The following is a 19,406-nucleotide window of genomic DNA, read 5'->3' on the forward strand; positions in this document are numbered from 1 at the left end:
GTGAGCAAATATGATAGCGAGTTTCATGAGATGAGGGCAAAAAGTCTGCATAAGATTTTGCTCTCGGATGGACAATTTTGAAATTTAAAGTGCCCTTCTGCATTGCTTATGAGAGACCCATAAATATGAAGTTCAGCCCAGCGATGCGCCAACATGCTAATTTTGCTCGCTGGGCTTTTTGATCAAATTAAATTGCAAATGCCTTCCACATCATCAACGCTTTTTCGTGCTTAGGATTTATTTTTAGAAGTTGTCTCAACACCTTGCTCGCCCGATCGATCCAGCCGCTATTCTGGTAATAATGGATCGCATCGATGTAAACATCCTCAATGCTTCTGCCCCGGGATAACATTTGCAACAGTTCTTCGATTTTTCTTTTGAAGATGGCTTCGCATTGCTCACGATGCTCCAGAAAATAGGTGATCAATTGAATATTGTTCTGATAATTCCCCAGAATCTGGAGCAATAATTGCAAGCCTTGATCAAACAAAGAATTGATTCGATCTAAATTTCGCTCCAGGGACGCTTTGGTTTCTTGATAGCTATCGCTATCTTCCTCATAATAATCCAGCACGTACTTGAGCTCCCGGGCGACCATAACTTTATGGAATAATAGACCGATATTGTTCATGAATTTGATTTCGTCATCAGAAGGGGTAAATTTATTGGTATGCTCAAAAATTTTTTTCTTAGGATTGAGAACTCGGCGATAGAGCAAATGGTAATTTTCCTTCATGTCCCATAGCATATCATGTATTTTTCGCAGGTTGCTAAACGACATCATAATCCCCTCATGGTACAGCCGATTATAATTTTTGAAGGAAGTGTAGGCCTCCAGGTAACGGGCAATAATATCGCGGATCTTCCGGTCCTTGATCCCAACGATATAGGGACTGATCTTGATCTTAGATTCATCTAGCATCGTTCCTTACTCCAGTAGCAAAAATTATGATGGATAATAAAAATTTATTTCAGCTCGAATTGATCCCGATTTTTTAATTTTAGCGAGAGGCAAACTTAAAAATAAGGACAACTCGAATATTGGATTGAATTCTGGCATCATGCTTCAGCGTGAGCATCACAATTCATTTGTAAAATTCAAGCATTCGATATTTGAGATCCACTGGCTCAGTTTTCGGATTTGGTATCGAGTTCCAACACTCGAAATTCAACCCGGCGGTTACGCTTTCGCGCTTCATCCGTGAACTCGCGATACAATGGTTGTTCAAAACCATAACCTTTTGCGATGAATCGATCTGGAGATTCGCCCTGAGCGACCATATAATCGACAACGGCTTGGGCGCGACTTTGGGACAGAATTTTATTATGCTTATCGGAGCCGAGATCACAAGTGTGACCGCTGATTTCGATTTTGATCCATTGTGGATTTTCGCGGATCAATTTCAGAAATCGATCCAGTTCGCTCTTTGATTCTGGAAGCAATTCGGATGAATCGAGCTTGAAGAAAACATTGAGCAAGGCTGGAGGGAATGGAACCGATTCTGGAGTGATTTTGGGCAATTCGATATCATAATTCACCTTAGGTTTTTCTTCGCGGCGCAAATCGATGTCCCGCGACGCGAAGATATAACCCTTTTTAGTGGCTGTGTAGCGATACCAACGACCTGCGGGCAGAAAAATCGTATAATCCCCCCGTGGTCGTGTGTAGGCCGTGCCCAACTGTTTGAATTTCTCGATATCTTCCCATTCCAATCGAACACTATCCAACATCTGTCCGCGCCGATCGCGCAGCTTCCCGGTCACCATGGTGATGGGGATCGTAAATTTTTTGGAAAATTTGGCTCGGTAAAGATCGCTTTTTCCCATGCCATCCTCGCGAATGCTCGCAAAATATACTTCATCTCCTTCCAAAGAAATACTATATCCCCAGTCCTTGTAGATAGTGTTGATTTCTTTGCCCAAATTTTCTGGCTCGGACCAATCAGTCCAGGAATCCCCAGTTTTGTATGCCACAAAAATATCCAAATCCCCCAAGCCAGGATGACCAGAGGAGCAGAAGAAGAGGGTTCGACCGTCCGCATGGAATATTGGTCCGCGCTCGCAATAGGGGGTATTAATCCGCTCGCCCAAATTAATCGGCTTGCACCAACCAGTATCGGTCTTAATTGAAACGTAGATATCGGTGTTATATTCCTGTTGTAAGAAGCGCTCATCGCGTGGTCGGTAGTCACCGATCCCGCCAGGTCGATCGGAAACGAAGAATACGGTCGTCCCGTCCGAACAAAACCAGGCATCCGCCTCAAAATCTGGGGAATTGATCGGCTTGCCAATATTTTTCACCTCGCTCCAGCCATCTTTTTGATAGACAGAATAGAAAATATCCCCCTTGCCATAAGAATCTGGATAGTTGCCGAACAAAAAAGCAGTGAGGCCATCAGCGGAAAGGCACATAAAGCCCTCATGATCCTCAGTGTTAATGGGAGGGCCAAGATTGACCGCTTTGCTCCACCCCTTAGCGGTCCGATGCGATACCCAGACATCTTCCCCTCCTAATCCTCCAGGACGATGACGCGCGGTGAAATAAAGGCTTTGGTTATCAGTGGTAATCACTGGATAGTATTCGTGATATTTGGTGTTGATGCTATCGCCCAGATTCTCAATGGTCACTCCCTGATCTGGGGCCTCAAGAATCTTGATGATTTTGACAATGCGCTCCTTCTCAGCAGGGAATGCTTCGAGATAGTGCTTGTACGCATCAATGGCGCGATCCCATTGCTTGAGCCGAATGAATTCCGTTGCCGATTTAAGGAACAAATTTTTTAACGCTGAAAGAGAATCCTGCGGACCGGCATTGATCGGAGAGAAACGCGGGACAGATTTGGCAGACGCAGAGCTAAAAGGAAATATCTGAACAAAGCCGATGAAGATAAATAGTTCCACAGCTTTGACCAGATAGGATGGAAATTGTCGCTTCATCATAAGCCTCAATTTTGATGGTTCGGCCGCCGAAAATTCATTGGAAATTAAACCGTCGTAATATAACAAAATCTGGCATGACTATCAAGCGAAAATATTTACCGATTGAAGTATTGGGGGATAATGGCTAAGATATGCTAAATGATCAGCGTTAATCAAACAAACAAGAAATATTTGAATCGTTTTAGTTGGCTTAAACCCGAGGGGGAAGCAAGGTCTACACAGAAGCGCCGGGTGATCAAGCTGATGATTTTGGTTTGAGGAGTTGTAAAAATCAGCTATCATCGAAAGACCAGAGACGCTGTCGCCAGCGTTCGACGACAGCGTTCCAGTCCAGAATCATTATGAGTTAGGCCGCGGCTTGGAGCGACAGATTGATGAGTTCCTGCATATGGTTTTTGATATATGTGGGACAATTCATGTTATGTGTCCAAGGTGCCATTTCTTCGATAAACGGTTTAATGGCCTTGAAAGAGACCATGCCTCGAGTTGCAGCATCGATCATGGAAATTCGACCCCGAATGGTGTTATGCTCGAACGGCTGTTCTGCAAATTTGGGGCTGTCGTTTTTGCAGAGATGACACTTGGCACAGAGAGCACAAATTGCAGCGATCGGCTGGTATTCTTTTTTGACTGGTTCAATCTGCAGCGAAGGCTCCTTAATATCAAAAATTTTGCCCGGATTTAGAATTCCATTGGGGTCGAAAGCACGTTTAATGGCCTTCAGATAAGGTCCCACTTCGGGGCGTATTTGATCCTGGCTTCTGCCCAGAAAGAATCCGACCGCATGTTCCCCAGAATAAACGCCGCCCTCTTTTTCGATCCAGGCATCGAACTCACGGATCACTTTGCGAGCTTTCTCTTTCTGTGTGATGTCATCCTCTACAATGAAACTGGGATGGAGATTGCCATCTCCAGCATGGCCATAGATGATCAGCTCCAGACCTTCGCGCTCAGCCAATTCACGCATCTTTTTGATGCCTGCGGTGAATTTGCGCAAGGGTAGCACTGGATCAAATTGGATAATGACCGGTTTTTTTGGATCTGCTTTGGCCAATGCTCCCAGTGCACTTCGTCGCTCGGTGTAGAGCTCATCTGCAACTTTGGGATCGTTCGTATACTTCAATTCAATGGGATTGAGGCGTTGGAGAATCGCAACGACTTTTTCGGCATTCATTTTTGCACAATATTCAGTGCCAGCGGTTTGCAGCAACAGCAACATATTCTCCTTCCCGAGACATCTCATCATTTTGTCGTCCATATATTCGAAAGAGAATAGGTCGATTTTTTGTTCGGCAATCCCCTCATGAATCGCCTGAAGCACAGATTCATCTGCGAATTGCGCCCGAATGGTCCAGGTGTCCTGCGGCAAATAGTCACATCGGAACGTCATTTCCACGATTACGCCCATGGTGCCCTCAGAACCGATAAATAGCGCGGTCAAGTCTGGGCCGGTGCTCTGCTTAGGAAACGGCTTCCCAGTGTCGAACATGTTCCCCTGACCATCGATCACTTTCAGCGTGAGCAAATAATTTTTGAATGTCCCTTTAGACATACCGAAAGTCCCGCCAGATGCCTCAGCGATATTGGCCCCCAGCGTGGAGATCAGATGCGAAGCAGGCGCCACTGGCACCACCAGCTTGTACTGGGCAAGATACTCGTTGAATTTCGCGCAGCTAACGCCTGGCTCTACTGTCGCTGTTTTCGAGACTTCATCGACACCCTTAATGCGCCGCAACCGGGAGACATTCATCAAAATGCCAGATTGGCAAATAGCACCACCTGACAGACCTGTTAATCCAGCGCTGGTGGTCACTGGAACCCGATGCTGATTGGCAAACACAATGATTTGACGAATTTCTTCTGGACTACCAGGATATACGACGATATCTGGATGGGAGCGATACATCGTAGCATCCCCAAAAGTGTAGGCATAATATTCAGGTTGATCCGGGGTAAACACAAAATCGCTTCCAACAATGGCCGCCAAAGATTTTCGCAGATTAGTCATACAAAGCTCCTCTGTTTATTTTCTTTTGTGACATAGCGATCGCCTGTTTTTTTATCTACGATATAATAGCAATTTTTCTGTGAAAATCAAAGCAAAATATTGATCAATTTATAAAATGTATGGCAGCGAGTTGTTTACATTTTGCGCTCAAATAGGAGATGAAATCAAACATTCTTGTGCCATGCTCATATAGGCGATCATCTCAAAGCTGGACTTTATGCTGAGAATCATTATCCAAAGGGATCTCATCATTTAAAGGATTGAAGGAAACCCATAAAAATTCAGCTTCGATTTTTCGACGGTAGGGGAGAAGATTATCCTCTGAAGCACCGGGAAAGATAGCAGCCGAAAGTTTAAATCAGATTTGGTGCCGCTAGGCAGTGGTGGTTCGAATCGAAATCAACAGTCATAGGATGATCGCTATGTTTTCGATAAATGGGCTACCAATTGCGATGGAATGTAAGAATCGCTTTTATTTATGCAAAAGGGTAGGGTACAAGATGCTTTTGTAAGCAGGGATGAGGTTGATGTTTCAATTGATTTGAATTGTTGATAAATTCATATAGTAAAAATAAGGGAGCGGTTCTCAAAGCCGCCCCCCTGTTTGTTAAGGATCAAATTTTGGGTCAGTGGTCATTTAATTGAAATTTAATTTCCGCACACTGTCACACCGAAATAGTCTAACACAGCTTGAATTGGATTACCGAAACCAGCCGTGGTGGAACCAGCGAAATGAAGCGCCACCGGATGATTACCGTCCTCTGTCACGATGAGGGAACCAGAATCTCCGCTTTCGGTCAGTTTGGTATATCCGATTTGACCTTCAAAGCGCGCATAGCCAGCCAGCGTGTAATTGACTACGATGGTGGCATTGATGGTGGTCACTTCACCAAACGTCAATCCCGTGGTTCGCCCGCATTTTTTGATCTTCATTCCAATAAATGCCTCGGCTGGAGTCGAGCTCGGTGTAAAATAATCATTCACCATGGCGCAGGTAAATTCGATCCCGGGCTTGATCTTGGCGATAGCGGCATCAATGGTATTGCTGTTTCGCAGCGGATTCCATTTGATCTCACAAAAATCCGAGAGATAGGCAACCACATCATTGTCATCTTGCGTGCAAACCACCTCATGATCCGCAGGCGCTGGCTGGACGATCCGTTCGCCGATCTGACCACGGTTCGTTTGAGCAAACACATGGTTGTTGCTCAAGAAATAGCTTTCACCGCCCTTTTCAACGACGCAGCCGATCGTGCCAGCATAGCATACGACGCCGTTTCTACCTGGAGGGTTCATCCCAATATTATTGCCTGAGACACCGCATGGCACGGGGCGAATCCGATCCGTTGGTGCTGCTTCAGCAAAAATTTCGCCGGTCTCAATCACGACCACGGGAACGCCCTCAAGCGTTTTCGGCAGTTTTTCCTCCGAGCCTGCCGCTTTTACCATGATTTGAATCGCATAGCGGCCGTCAGCCAATCGGGTCGTTCCAGTACCTACGACATTTTCGATCGTCAACAAACGATCGGTGTGCCGATTTTGAATAGCGATGACTTGATCAATACCCAAGGTGATCGGCGATGGACTAATCGCTGGTCCGATCGGCTCACGAGGACCAACCAGATCTCTGCGGCCCATCTCGCAGCCGATCCAGATCATTGCCGTTGCTACCAAAACCAATACCAATGTGATCAGAATGAAACGATTAGATTTGCTCATATCGACCTCCTATTGTTGGGTGAAAATTTAAGTATGAATTGAATGATTTGATTGTAAATCCTTCTGGAGAGTACCAAAGATTTGTCGTACGCTGCGCCGCAAGTTACAGCCATAGTAGCAACTCATCGATCTCGTGCCAATACATGATTTCCTTTGACGAAAAATAATGTAGTTTAAAAACTCAATTTCCATTGGCATCTCAAATCGAAAACCCCCATTCAAAAACGAAGCATTGAAATGGGTGTTGTAAATTTTGTCTCGGACACGTTCAACAACTCAATTGGAATTCTATTTTAAACAAGGCAAAAATTGAGTGGCGTTGGCGCAAACTTGAGATTCGGTGGCATACTGGGGTGGGCATTTCATGCCGTTATCAAATCCGTTCCATGGGTCAGAGGGGCATAAAAGAGCAGCAAACGAAATTCACTTCCAATAAATAGGGCGCATCATAATTTTTGTATAAATTCACTCGAGATCGTAGGCATAATGAGATGATCTGATCCATGGAGACGAGATATTGATCATGATAAGAGCAAACAATCTTAAAGATTCCCTTCCATTTCGATCTACCAGTGCTTTTCCCCCAAATAGCCACAAGTCGATAGGAAGATGCTTAAAAAATTCGTTAATAAATAGCCGCAAATATTTCAGAATGCTGAAAACATTTTGCAGTCAATTTTCAGCCTATTAGTGAAATCAGATTTTCGTCACGGCAAAACAAATATCTATCGAGCTAAAAAAATTTGAGTTGATTCTATGATATTTGTCCAATGGAATTGATCGGTCAATCCCAACTCGTTCTTTAAATTCGAATCAATCTATTGTCGAGAATGACCCTAATTGTTCATGTGGTTCGTTCACAATTTTTACGTCTTGCTTGCAAAAGCGGGCATCTTTTACGAATCTATTTAACTAGTCTGTTGTAAAAATCCAACATCTTTCAGAAATCAAGTGAAACTGAGAGAAGAAGGATGCTAATCCATCAAAAGAGGCACAGTTGCAGATTCGGTGAAGTCAAATTTGAAAGCATCAAAAATAGATCACAAGCAGGACATTGTCCGAAGACTCTGTCCTGCTTGTGATGAACTTTTAAAAAATCAATCAGCCAAAGAGATTATTTGATCATCATCATCTTTTTAATGACGGACTGGCCGTTGGGGAATTGGATGCGGAAGAAGTAGTAGCCAGAGGAAACGCTGGCGCCCGCAGCATCCGTGCCGTTCCATTGGACCGAATTCAAGCCAGCTTGAGCTTCGCGATTGAATACTGTGGTGATCTTTTCGCCGATTATATTATAGATTTCCACCGTCACATTGCCCGGTTCTGGGAGGTAAAATGAAATGGTGGTCGATGAGTTGAACGGATTGGGATGACTGAATGCCAGTTCCTCATCCAATTCTTTTTCAAGCTCGGCGAGCGGGCTCGGCTCAGGATTGCTGCCCGGCAGAGCATTTAATCCGCCACTGCCATCACTGCAAGCCCAATTTTCTACATTGGAAGCCGAGTCATAGGTCCAGTCAGTCTTTGTGACATTGGTGACTTTGAAACAGTAGCGGCTGACGTTGCGATAATTGCTGGATTGGGTGCTGCCCCAACCATTGGAACCGGTGGTGAACGAAACCGTGCCAGACGCGCCTTCGGTCCATTGACCTGTGACGGTTGCATTGGCTACGGCGGCGCCATTCTGATCCACGATTTGAACTTCTGCTTTCCCGTAGGACAAGCGGCTAGTCACATTCACCTTGGTCACTTTGACATCATTGACGTGCATCAGATTGCCAGCAGAATCATCATTCTGAATGGTGCCAACCCCCTGGCCATCAGTGATCGTTGCGTTCACTGGGTTGCTTAAGTTTACATAGAAAGTTTCATCCGATTCAACGGTCTGGTCGCCATTGACCTGGACAGTGACGGTCTTCGTGGTTGCACCTCCAGCACTGAATACCAAGGTTCCAGATGTGGTGACGTAATCGCTTCCAGCAGTAGCCGTACCATTGGCTGTAGCATAATCGACACGAACCTCGACATTCGGAGTAGCGTTCAGGCTGACTGTAAAGTCGAAATTGGTGGTGCCTGAGTTGCCCTCTGGTTTGGAAACGTCATTGATGGTGAGGGTGAGCTGGACGTCGTCGTTTTGAATCGTTCCGATCCCCTGCCCATCCGCGATGACGGCGTTCACCGGATTGCTCAGGTTCACGTAAAATGTCTCATCCGGCTCAACAGTCTGATCACCATTGACGGTCACGGCAATGGTCTGGGTCAGGGATCCTCCAACCGGGAAGATCAGCGTTCCCGAGGTTGCCACATAATCGCTCCCAGCCGTAGCAGTCCCATTAGCCGTGGCAAAATCGACTCGCACTTCTTGGCTGCTCGTAGCAGAGAGGGTAACCGTGAAGTTGAAATTTGTCGTTCCGGAATTGCCTTCTGGGGCAGTGACATCGTTGATCGACAAGGAAAGTTGGACATCATCGTTGAGGATGGTGCATTGGCCCTGGTTATCGGCAATGGTTGCGTTAACTGGATTGCTCAGATTGACGAAGAAGGTTTCGTCAGACTCGACCACCTGATCTCCATAGACCTGGACTGTGATCGATTGCGTGGTGCTGCCCCCGGCTGGGAACACCAACTGTCCCGAAGTCGCTGCGTAATCGCTGCCAGCAGTGGCACTGCCGTTCGCTGTGGCGTAGTCAACTCGGACCTCTTGATCGGGTGTTTTGGAGAGCGACACTGTGAAAACCGCGTTGACCGTACCAGAATTGCCTTCGGTGACCGAGATGTCGTTGATACTAATGGAAGGTGGAGCTGGCTGCCCACCCGCGACGGCATTATAAGCATTGACGCGACCCGCGCCCATCTTGCCGCTATAAGAAGCATTGCAAGAAAGTGAATAGATATTGTCAGCGGTGTCAAATAATTTTTGTTTCACTTGGCTAGCCGTCCAGGAAGGATTTTGAGACCAGATCAAAGCTGCAACGCTGGCCGCCAAAGGGGATGCCATGGAAGTTCCATCCATCGTGGCGACATAGTCGTTTTGGGGATCGTCATGATTGTGATAGAGGCTCATGATACCGACCCCGGGCGAAGCGATATCGACCCAGGTGCCGCGGGTGGACCAACTGGCCAAGCAGTCGTTTTGGTCGGTGGCGCACACGGCGATCACATCGCTGCGGCCGCCTAGATAATCCACTGCTTCATCGCCATTGTTTCCGGCAGATTTGAACACGAGGCCGCCGTTGGCCACAAAATAGTTGACTGCATCTTCTAAACCACCAGAGTTGGACGATCCCCAGCTACAGGAGACGATCTTCGCGCCATTATTCGCAGCATAATAGAACGCCTGGGCTGCAAAATCCATGCGAACTCGGCCGATCTCGTAGACATGGCGACCGCGATAATCCGCGGACCAGCCAATCCGCAACGCCATGACCTTTACACCGTTGCCATAAGGCTGCCGGGTGCCATCCCCCCAACCGCCAGATGGAGAACTGGTGCCGTAATTATTGTTGTTCAATGCCCCCACGTTCCCAGCGCAATGGGTCCCGTGACCATTGAAATCGCGAGGATCATTATCTGGCTCATCTGCGTCCTCTCCAGGCCACGCAGGGTAATATGGCGGCTGAGACGCATCATCCACAAAATCCCAGCCGATCCAATCATCGACAAAGCCGTTGCCGTCATCATCCACTCCAGCAACGCCGTTCTTCTCGGTCCAATTAATCCACATATTGCCATCGGCAGCCGTGGGATTGTCGTACGAGGCATTCGAGCCTCCCAGGTCCTTGTGAAAATACCGAACGCCTGTATCCAGAATCCCGACGATGACCTGCTGGTTGCCCGTTTCAACATCCCACGCCTCCGGCGCATCCATGTCATGATCGTTGGATTGACTGAGATGCCATTGATCTGGGAATCTGGTATCGTTCGGAATTGCATCGACAGGATGAATCCCAATCAACTCAGCTTTTAGCACACTGCTCAACCGTTGATAGGCAGCTACTACATCGCGAATATCAGACCGATGATTGCGGAATTGAATGCGATAGTAGCCTGCGAGGTTGATAGCGCGACCATTGAAATAGCGTTCCTGAGCATTGGGAAACATTTCGACAAGGGCGTTTGCCTCATATTTTTGGTTCAATATATCAATCGCACGGATGCCAGTCCTGCCCTGCGCAAGCAATGTTCGGTCAAATGTCCGTGCAATTAAAGGATCGAATTTCACTACAATGGCATTGGCGACATAATCGGTGGTCTTTGGGATCGAGAGGTTAACAGCACTGCGATCCCCCATGTACACTTTGGCATCCTGACCGAACATCAATGATGCTGACAAAATTAAAATGATGAATAGAAGAGGTAATGATTTGCTCATATCGTTCTCCTTGTGCTGCTTAAATAAGTAATGGAGTGGTTTAAAAAGTGGCGATTGGAATAAAGCTCTCACCTCCCTTCCAGAATGCGATTTTGTCGATTTATTTAATGATCGATTTGGTGGTCGTGAATGTTTGGGAGCTCCCTCTTCATTGCGACGATATTTTATGGACCATGAAGAGAGACCTGATCATTTTAATCGAGATAGGGGATAATATTCGGCGCACCATGAAATAGTCAAGCGCAAATTCACGTTGTTGCAATTTACACTCGAATAACAAAAAAGTCAAGCGAAAATTTTTGACCTCTGAAATTTTTTCCCACTCGAAAACGTCCATTTTCTCGATTTCTAATAGGAGATACAAATCTGTAATCGACCAAAAACGATGGGTTACATGAAATTCAAAAACGAAACAGCTTCAATTTGGATCGAATGAACAATGATCTGATTTGGCTGATGGAAAAAAAGACGGCTTAAAAGATAAAATCTTCAATCCCCAATTATTTTCTAGACCAAGAACAAAAAGCCACCCAAAAAACTCGAGTTTATCAGAGCGCTATTATCTCTACGGATTACAAAATTAACCATTAATTAACTTGGAAATCGAGGAATTATTTGCTATATTCGACCACTTTTTAGTTTTGATCACGCTTGAAAGACAATAGAAATTTTTAAAATTGAAATGATGTTTTGGGTACAATGTCGACCTGATCAATTTAAAACGCTTCAGGAAATACGGAAATGGCTCAGCATCAAAACCAGAGTTTAGCAGAACACCCTTTCTGAGACCAATCTGGAATTTCCGCACTCTGAGCTGATAACAATCTCCATTGTTCATGAATTAAATTAGAACGAAACTTTTGATAGGGCATTACGTTTTACTGTCCATCAATAAAACGCTTCCCTGTGCAATCTACGCATTATTGATCGTAGATGAGTAAATAATAAATCGTACTGCAACGCTTATGGGTGGCAACTCGGATAATCGATCGCAACGAAAGTTAGCAATCAGGAAATTTGTTAAATCTTGTCTGTTTAACCGGGTTGGTGGGAGCATAAACTGCAGGGGAGTCTTTAGGTCACGGCGGTGATTGAGCTTTTTTGACAATAATCAGGAGCTACACAATGGACAAAACAAAATGGGTGACGGGTATACTCATATTGCTATTTATGGTTGCCATGCCGATTCAATTGATCCATGGTCAACCTGGAAAAAAGTTGTCGTTGGATGAGTGTATTGAAATTGCGCTGAAGAACAATTCGCAGCTTAAAAATGCGGAGCGGGACATCGCTTTGTCTGGTGCTGATATCACGACTGCGCGATCGGCATTATTGCCGAACATCGATGCGAGTTTTTCATCTGGCCGATATATTCAGGGGCCGCGATTGCGCAAATACGATGTTCCAGTTGGCATTGATACGCTCACAGGCAACATCATTTATGAACAAAAGGATATCAGTCAAAGCAAAACGGAACGCAACTCGCATCGCGCCTCGGTAGAGTTGACGCAAACGGTGTGGGATTGGGGCAAGAGTTGGAACCGATTGACTCAGGCGCGATTGATGCAGGATAACGCAGAATACAAACTCATTGGCCAGCGGAATAGCGTAATCTACAACGTTCAGGAGAAGTACTTTGAGCTTTTAAAAGCGATCAAGCTGGGCAAAGTTTATGAAGAGGCTGTTAAGCGGAGCGAAGAACAGCTCAATCGCACGCAGAGCATGTATGAAATTGGCGCTGTGGCGCTGGCGGATGTTTATAAAGCGAAGGTTGCACTGGGAAACGATCAGATTAATTTGATCAATCAGAATAATACGATCATCATTGCCCGCGCGAATCTCAATTATGCAATGGGAATTGACCCCAATAGCCCAACCGAGATTCAAGAAATTGAGAGCGGCAGATTAGAAATGCCATTTACTATTGAATCTGCATGGGCGCTATCCCAGGAAAAAAATCCAGACATTAAGCGGTATGAGCTGATGTTGAAGAACTATCAGTATGCAGTCCGTAATGCTCGGTTGGCCTATTTGCCTTCTATCTACGGTTACGTAAGTTACTCGCGCGACAATGAATATTTCGATCGAGTCTACAATAGCAAGCTGGATGAAAATTATGTGGCATCTTTGGGATTACAGATGAATCTAAATATCTTTAAAGGATTGGCAGACCACGCCGAGCTTAGCCGGCAGAAGATTAATTATGCCAAGGCAGAGGAGGAATTGATCGAAAGAAAGCGCTTGCTGAAGGTGGAGGTGACGCAGGCGTTCAATGTTCTGAAGGCGAACCGAGAAATCATTGAGATCAACAAGACGAATTTGGTCGCGGCCAACGAAGATTTGAGGTTAGCGCAGGAGCGATATAAAATTGGGGCTGGCACATTATTGGAAGTGATCGATGCACAGTTGGCGGTGACGCAAGCTCAGAGCGCATTGGTCAGCGCGGAATATAACTTCCAGATTGCATTAAGCTATTTAAAATTACTGGTGAACGCTTTGCAAGAATAGTTCGCTGAAATTTGAAAAGACTAGTCATCAGGAGTGAGAAATGTCGCGAAAGAAATGGATCATCGGGGGAATTGTAGCGGCGGTGGGAGTGATCGCGCTGTTGGTCGGTTTATCTGGCAGCAAATCGAAAGAGGTTGCGGTCCAAGTCGAAAAAGTGACCCGTGGCAACATTACCCAAATGGTATCTGCCTCTGGGAAGGTACAACCTGAGGTGGAGGTCAAGATTTCGGCGAATATCAGCGCTGAGATCATCGGCTTGTACGTGAAAGAAGGCGATCAGGTGAGAAAAGGGCAATTGCTGGTCGAATTGGACCGCACCAAATATCTGGCAGCAGTCGATCGAGCTCGCTCGAACAAAAAGTCGCGCGAGGCAAATTTGCTGCAGGCCCAGAGTGTTTATAAGCGGACAGCAGACCTCTATCGACAGAATTTAACTTCCCAGGCGGATTTAGAGAAAGCGGAGGCGGATTTAAAATTGGCCGAAGGCCAGTTAGAACAAGCCGAGGCAGATCTCAAACAGGCGGAAGACGATCTGACGAAGACCAAGCTTTATGCTCCAATGGATGGAACCGTAACCAAGGTGAATAAGGAGGTTGGTGAGATTGCCTTGGGATCGATGTTTCAGGCGGATGTGATCCTTGTTGTCTCGGACCTGTCACGTATGGATGTGATCTCTGAGGTGGATGAGAACGATGTGGTATTGGTATCTTATGGCGATACAGCCAAAATCGAGGTCGATGCCATTCCTGATACCGTGCTGAAAGGATATGTCCGTGACATAGCACACTCGGCGACCACTCGAGGGAAGGGCACACAAGATGAGATCACCAACTTCGAGGTCAAAATCGCTTTGATCGATAAAGAGCCGAGATTGCGCCCTGGGATGTCCGCAACCGTGGATATTGCTACGGAAACGCGGTATAATGTTCTCAAAGTGCCCATCCAAGCGGTGACCGCGCGAGAACGCCGTGAACTTGCTGAAGGGACTCAGCTCCCTAATGCTAAAAGTTCACGACGAAAGACCCGACCTCAGTCCGATGAAGCTTCAGAACAACAAGCGCCGGAAACGATCAATGATGAACTCGTTGAAGTCGTCTTTGTGGTGGACAATAAAGTGGCAAAAATTGTCCCGGTGAAAACCGGCATCAGCAGCGATACTGAAATCGAGATTATTAGCGGACTGGAGGAAGGGCAAACGATCGTGGCCGGGAGTTACCGCGCCTTATCGAAATTGCTGAAACATGGCAGCATCGTCAAGGTCAGTGATAAACCGATGCTCAAATCCGATTAGGGAATTGATTCATTACAGCAGGACCGAACATGACCTCGAGATATCATGAGGATCGCTGGTCTTCTCAGGTGGTCTGTGTCTGTTTCATTTGAAAATTCAATCAAAGGAATAAAAATGTTAATCGAACTCAGCAATATTGTGAAAATTTACCAGGTCGGAATGGAGAAAGTTGGGGCACTGAAAGGGGTTTCACTGAACATAGAAGAGAACGAGTATATGGCGATTATGGGGCCGTCGGGGTCAGGAAAATCGACCCTGATGAATATTTTGGGTTGTCTGGATACGCCCACGTCAGGGACTTATCGGCTCGGTCGGGAGTTGGTGAGTGAAATGAACGACGATCAGCTGGCCGATATTCGGAATCGGGAGATCGGTTTTGTATTTCAGACTTTCAACTTACTGCCCCGTGCGACGGCGTTACATAATGTGGAGCTGCCCCTAATTTACAATGGAACTCCCGCTGCTGAGCGTCGTCAAATTGCGCAACAGGCGCTTGAAATGGTGGGCTTGGCTGATCGAATGAACCATAAACCCAATGAATTGTCTGGTGGGCAGAGGCAACGGGTGGCCATTGCTCGTGCCCTCGTAAATAAACCTAAAATCATTTTGGCTGACGAACCGACCGGAAATTTGGATACGCGGACTGGCGAAGAAATCATGGATATCTTCGAAAAATTGCATGAGAGTGGCAATACTATCGTCCTGGTAACGCACGAAGAGTATATCGCCGAGCACACCAATCGGATCGTGCGGTTGCGAGATGGCAAGATCGAACGAGATGAACGACTCAATTGAACTCGAGTAAATAGAATGAAAAGAACGATAATTGAACTCTGGGAACAGCTCAAGATCGCGTTCCAAGCATTGGCCTCCAACAAAATGCGATCTTTTTTAACGACTTTGGGCATTGTGATCGGAATCGCCACGGTGATTGGCATTCATTCGATCATTCAGGGGCTGAATCGGTCGTTTTATACTTCTATTTCAGCTTTAGGATCGGATACGCTCTATATTGACAAATTTTCATGGTTTTCCCGGGTGGATTGGTTATTGGCGCGTAATCGCAAAGACCTCACCTTGGAACGCGAGGGGATGGCGATCAAAAAGTACGCGACGTTGGTGAAAGCCGTTGCTCCTGTCGTGAACGGCAACCGAACTGTTAAGTTCCAGAGCGAAAAATTGAAAAATGTCCAGGTCACTGGCACAACAGAAGAATATGCGATCACTTCGAATATCGTTCCAGAATTTGGTCGGATGCTGACTCAGGCTGATGTGCAACATCGCCGCAATGTCTGTGTGATCGGTTGGGAAGTGGCCAATCGCCTGTTTCAGAAAAAGGATCCGTTGGGGCGGCGGATTAAGATCGGGGATCATGATTTTCGTGTCATCGGTGTATTGGAAAAGCGCGGTAATTTTCTGGGGCATAACTTGGACGCACAAGTGATTATTCCTATCGGCGTGTTTCAGAAGCTGTATGGTTCCAGGCGCTGGCTCACGATCCAGGCAAAAGTGGTCGATCCTACGATGATCGAGGAGGCGAAGGATGAGATCACTGGGATTTTGCGCCGCGTTCGCAAGGTGCCTCCAAAAGCTGAAAATGATTTTGCTATAAACCAGCAAGATATGATCGCAGATTTATATAAACGGCTCACTGCGGCGCTTTATGCCGTAGCGTTCGGTGTCGGCTCGATCGCTCTGATCGTTGGCGGCATTGGGATCATGAATATCATGTTGGTTTCGGTAACCGAGCGGACGCGAGAGATCGGCATCCGAAAGGCGATTGGCGCACGGAATCGCGATATCCTTCGCCAGTTTCTCATCGAGTCGCTGGCAGTCAGTGCAATTGGAGGGATCATCGGCATTCTTGTTGGCTTTGCAATCGCCAAACTCGTGGCTTCCACTACTTTTCTTTCAGCTTCAGTAACACCGTCATCCGTAATCATCGGCATCTTATTTATTGGATTGGTGGGTATTTTTTTCGGTATTTTTCCAGCTTACAAGGCGGCCAAATTAGATCCCATTCAAGCGCTCCGCTATGAATAAATAACCACTGGTCGCCAAACCGAGCGATATGATCGCGCGTTAGAAGAGCAAAAGTTCTTTTGCGACTGCGGCGCGCTCCCAAATTTTGAATCCCTGGCTAAAATTCAGCCAATTTCTGCATAATACCAGAGCCAAGAAACCATTATGGATCTTAGAGAGACAACAAAAATCGCGTTTGATGCCTTGCGGGCGAATAAATTGAGATCATCCTTAACCACCTTGGGCATTGTTATTGGGGTGACGACCATCATCGGCATGATGTCCATTGTAAAAGGATTGCAAGATTACATGGTTGGAGAATTGAGCGTTTTAGGGACCAACACCTTTCAGATTCAGAAATACCCCGCCATCCAATTGGGGGAGATGGATGAAAAATATCGCAATCGGAAGAATTTGAAGATGGAGCATGCCAGAGCAATTGAGCAGAATGCAACTCTGGTTCAAGCTGTAGGTATCTCGGCCTACAGTTGGGGGCAGGCGGTGAAATATCAGGATAAGAAAACCAATCCCGATGTGGTTTTGATCGGCGCGACCCCTGGGTTTCAGACTACGTTTAACTATTTCGTCAATGAGGGTCGGTTTTTGAACGAAGCGGACATCGAATATAATCGCAACGTGATCGTCCTGGGATTGGATGTAACTGAAGTACTGTTCCCGCATGAAAGTCCCATCGGCGAATATGTCCGAGTTGGCCCCCAACGGTTTCGTGTGATCGGCATTTTAGAACGACAGGGCAAATTGCTTGGAGAAAGTCGAGATAACCGCGTCATCATCCCGATCACCACGTTCCAAAAGTTGTACGGCAGCGAGCGAAGCATCGAGATCAATGTCAAGGTGGCTGACCCCAAGTTGATGAATCCTGCCATTGATCAGGTAACTGGAATTTTGCGTAAGGTGCGGAAAGTTCCCCCTGGCAAACCGAACGATTTTGAGATCGTCACCAGCGAATCGATGATCGCCACGTTCAATGATCTGTCTTTAGGTATTAAGCTTGGCGCGATTTTCATTGCAGCGATCTCGTTGGTCGTCGGCGGAATTGGAATCATGAATATTATGCTGGTTTCGGTGACAGAACGGACTAAAGAGATCGGCATCCGCAAGGCGATTGGAGCCCGACAAATCGATGTGCTTTGGCAGTTTCTAATTGAAGCAATCTTTTTAGGGAATCTGGGTGGCGTCATCGGGATCGTGCTGGGGGTTTTGGTTGGTTTGTTGGTCGGAGCTGTCACTCCGCTGCCCACCTCAATCCCCATCTGGTCGATCTTCTTGGGCATTGGTTTCTGCAGCCTGGTGGGTATTGTTTTCGGCGTTTATCCTGCCAGAAAAGCAGCTCGACTGGATCCCATCATCGCTCTGCGCTATGAATAGGCAATACAGGACGAGGATAATTGATTATCCAATTCAATTGAAATACAAAGGACCTCAATTTATTTTTATTGAACAATCCATTTGGGAGGAAAAAAATATGCAATGTACGACAAAGGAGATCGATGGGGTGTTGGTCATTGAGATTCAGGGAGAAATCATGGGAGGAGCCGACTCGGAAGTGTTCCGAAACATAGTTTATTCTGCAATTGAACGGGAGCAAGTATTTATCGTGGCGGATTTGAAGGGAGCGACCTGGATGAACAGTTCTGGGTTGGGGATGCTAATCAGCGGTCTGACTACATTACGGAGTAGCGGAGGCGATCTGAGGTTAGCGAATCTATCGGAAAAGGTTCGTCGACCTTTGGAAATCACCAAATTAGAGTCGGTTTTCTTGACTTATAACTCGGTGGAAGAAGCTGTGACCAGCTATCAAACCAATTAGGGAGGAAAAATTATGTCCGATCTCACCCGCGAGGAATTGCTGGATAGATATCGCCGCGGAGAATCATTTCGAGGTATGGATCTTTCGGGGATTGATCTATCATACGAACATTTGAAAGGTGCAAATTTCGAGCAGGCCGATTTATCGAATGCGCATCTCCAAAATGCAAATCTGGAGGGGGCTAATTTTACGCGAGCAAATTTGACCGGGGTCTTTTTGTTCGGCGCCAATTTGATGGGAGCGCAGTTCGATGAAGCGAATTTGTCCGATGCGAACCTCCAGGATACAAATTTAGAAAAAGCCAGCTTTCGGGCGGCGAACCTAACTCATGCAAAGCTGTTTGGAATCCATGCGCTGAACGCCGATTTTCAAGCCGCGACGATTATTGCCGGTCGGCTAAAGCGCGCGAAACTGATCGGCGCGAATTTTAACAGAGCGGATCTGTCCCAAGCCCATCTGGAACGAAGCGATCTTACCAATGCGAATCTGGATCAAGCCAAACTTATTGGCGCCTTTCTCAATGATGCCTGCCTCGATGGCGCCAGTATGGTTGGGGCGATCAGATGAGCGTCTCAATAACCAATTGTCGTTTCGGGTCTCTGGACGATCAGGATCGCCCTGATGTCGGAGATGATCTTGAAAGGACCAATGAGGTGCAACCATCTCCTTTGTCGCTTGGTAACGAGAAAAGACAGTTAAAACATGGAGGTTTGCT

12 protein-coding genes are annotated in these 19,406 nt (G+C 46.5%); 7 read left to right on the forward strand and 5 right to left on the reverse strand.

The features are described from left to right. Positions 1 to 187: 187 nt before the first annotated feature. The 5 genes from ONB37_09900 to ONB37_09920 form a co-directional block, all read right to left on the reverse strand. Positions 188 to 922: a hypothetical protein gene (locus tag ONB37_09900; GenBank protein MDZ7400464.1), complete on the reverse strand. Its 735-nt coding sequence runs from the start codon at positions 920 to 922 to the stop codon at positions 188 to 190. Positions 923 to 1,128: 206 nt separating this feature from the next. Continuing rightward, positions 1,129 to 2,937 carry an OmpA family protein gene (locus tag ONB37_09905; GenBank protein ID MDZ7400465.1) on the reverse strand — a complete coding sequence of 603 codons (1,809 nt, stop codon included), beginning with the start codon at positions 2,935 to 2,937 and terminating at the stop codon, positions 1,129 to 1,131. A gap of 349 nt (positions 2,938 to 3,286) precedes the next feature. Continuing rightward, complete coding sequence (locus ONB37_09910; protein ID MDZ7400466.1) at positions 3,287 to 4,948, reverse strand: FAD-binding oxidoreductase; 1,662 nt, start codon at positions 4,946 to 4,948, stop codon at positions 3,287 to 3,289. Between the two features lie 648 nt (positions 4,949 to 5,596). Further along, positions 5,597 to 6,667: a S1 family peptidase gene (locus tag ONB37_09915; GenBank protein MDZ7400467.1), complete on the reverse strand. Its 1,071-nt coding sequence runs from the start codon at positions 6,665 to 6,667 to the stop codon at positions 5,597 to 5,599. 1,114 nt (positions 6,668 to 7,781) lie between these two features. Continuing rightward, positions 7,782 to 11,039 carry a S8 family serine peptidase gene (locus tag ONB37_09920; GenBank protein ID MDZ7400468.1) on the reverse strand — a complete coding sequence of 1,086 codons (3,258 nt, stop codon included), beginning with the start codon at positions 11,037 to 11,039 and terminating at the stop codon, positions 7,782 to 7,784. A 1,125-nt stretch (positions 11,040 to 12,164) separates the two neighbouring features. Between ONB37_09920 and ONB37_09925 the strand changes: the two genes are divergently transcribed. The 7 genes from ONB37_09925 (at position 12,165) to ONB37_09955 (ending at position 19,258) form a co-directional block, all read left to right on the forward strand. Then, positions 12,165 to 13,547: a TolC family protein gene (locus tag ONB37_09925; GenBank protein MDZ7400469.1), complete on the forward strand. Its 1,383-nt coding sequence runs from the start codon at positions 12,165 to 12,167 to the stop codon at positions 13,545 to 13,547. 40 nt (positions 13,548 to 13,587) lie between these two features. Next, the gene (locus tag ONB37_09930) at positions 13,588 to 14,838 is read left to right on the forward strand and encodes an efflux RND transporter periplasmic adaptor subunit (protein MDZ7400470.1); all 1,251 of its coding nucleotides are present in this window, start codon (positions 13,588 to 13,590) and stop codon (positions 14,836 to 14,838) included. Positions 14,839 to 14,952: 114 nt separating this feature from the next. Further along, on the forward strand, positions 14,953 to 15,633 hold the full coding sequence (locus tag ONB37_09935) for an ABC transporter ATP-binding protein (GenBank protein MDZ7400471.1): 681 nt from the start codon (positions 14,953 to 14,955) through the stop codon (positions 15,631 to 15,633). A 15-nt stretch (positions 15,634 to 15,648) separates the two neighbouring features. Continuing rightward, complete coding sequence (locus ONB37_09940; GenBank protein MDZ7400472.1) at positions 15,649 to 16,881, forward strand: ABC transporter permease; 1,233 nt, start codon at positions 15,649 to 15,651, stop codon at positions 16,879 to 16,881. 144 nt (positions 16,882 to 17,025) lie between these two features. Beyond that, positions 17,026 to 18,249, forward strand: coding sequence for an ABC transporter permease (locus ONB37_09945; GenBank protein MDZ7400473.1), 1,224 nt, complete (start codon positions 17,026 to 17,028; stop codon positions 18,247 to 18,249). Positions 18,250 to 18,346: 97 nt separating this feature from the next. Further along, positions 18,347 to 18,691 carry an STAS domain-containing protein gene (locus ONB37_09950; GenBank protein MDZ7400474.1) on the forward strand — a complete coding sequence of 115 codons (345 nt, stop codon included), beginning with the start codon at positions 18,347 to 18,349 and terminating at the stop codon, positions 18,689 to 18,691. Positions 18,692 to 18,703: 12 nt separating this feature from the next. Beyond that, positions 18,704 to 19,258, forward strand: a complete 555-nt coding sequence (locus ONB37_09955) for a pentapeptide repeat-containing protein (protein MDZ7400475.1) — start codon at positions 18,704 to 18,706, stop codon at positions 19,256 to 19,258. Positions 19,259 to 19,406 lie beyond the last annotated feature (148 nt).

It is taken from the genome of candidate division KSB1 bacterium, assembly GCA_034506395.1.
Classification (GTDB): Bacteria; Zhuqueibacterota; Zhuqueibacteria; order Thermofontimicrobiales; family Thermofontimicrobiaceae; genus Thermofontimicrobium.

Excerpts from the sequence above, each read along its gene's own strand:
- ONB37_09955 (MDZ7400475.1), top strand. The coding sequence starts at position 18,704 with ATGTCCGATCTCACCCGCGAGGAATTGCTGGATAGATATCGCCGCGGA.
- ONB37_09950 (MDZ7400474.1), top strand. The coding sequence starts at position 18,347 with ATGCAATGTACGACAAAGGAGATCGATGGGGTGTTGGTCATTGAGATT.
- ONB37_09920 (MDZ7400468.1), bottom strand. The coding sequence starts at position 11,039 with ATGAGCAAATCATTACCTCTTCTATTCATCATTTTAATTTTGTCAGCA.
- ONB37_09910 (MDZ7400466.1), bottom strand. The coding sequence starts at position 4,948 with ATGACTAATCTGCGAAAATCTTTGGCGGCCATTGTTGGAAGCGATTTT.
- ONB37_09915 (MDZ7400467.1), bottom strand. The coding sequence starts at position 6,667 with ATGAGCAAATCTAATCGTTTCATTCTGATCACATTGGTATTGGTTTTG.
- ONB37_09930 (MDZ7400470.1), top strand. The coding sequence starts at position 13,588 with ATGTCGCGAAAGAAATGGATCATCGGGGGAATTGTAGCGGCGGTGGGA.
- ONB37_09935 (MDZ7400471.1), top strand. The coding sequence starts at position 14,953 with ATGTTAATCGAACTCAGCAATATTGTGAAAATTTACCAGGTCGGAATG.
- ONB37_09905 (MDZ7400465.1), bottom strand. The coding sequence starts at position 2,937 with ATGAAGCGACAATTTCCATCCTATCTGGTCAAAGCTGTGGAACTATTT.
- ONB37_09945 (MDZ7400473.1), top strand. The coding sequence starts at position 17,026 with ATGGATCTTAGAGAGACAACAAAAATCGCGTTTGATGCCTTGCGGGCG.
- ONB37_09940 (MDZ7400472.1), top strand. The coding sequence starts at position 15,649 with ATGAAAAGAACGATAATTGAACTCTGGGAACAGCTCAAGATCGCGTTC.
- ONB37_09925 (MDZ7400469.1), top strand. The coding sequence starts at position 12,165 with ATGGACAAAACAAAATGGGTGACGGGTATACTCATATTGCTATTTATG.
- ONB37_09900 (MDZ7400464.1), bottom strand. The coding sequence starts at position 922 with ATGCTAGATGAATCTAAGATCAAGATCAGTCCCTATATCGTTGGGATC.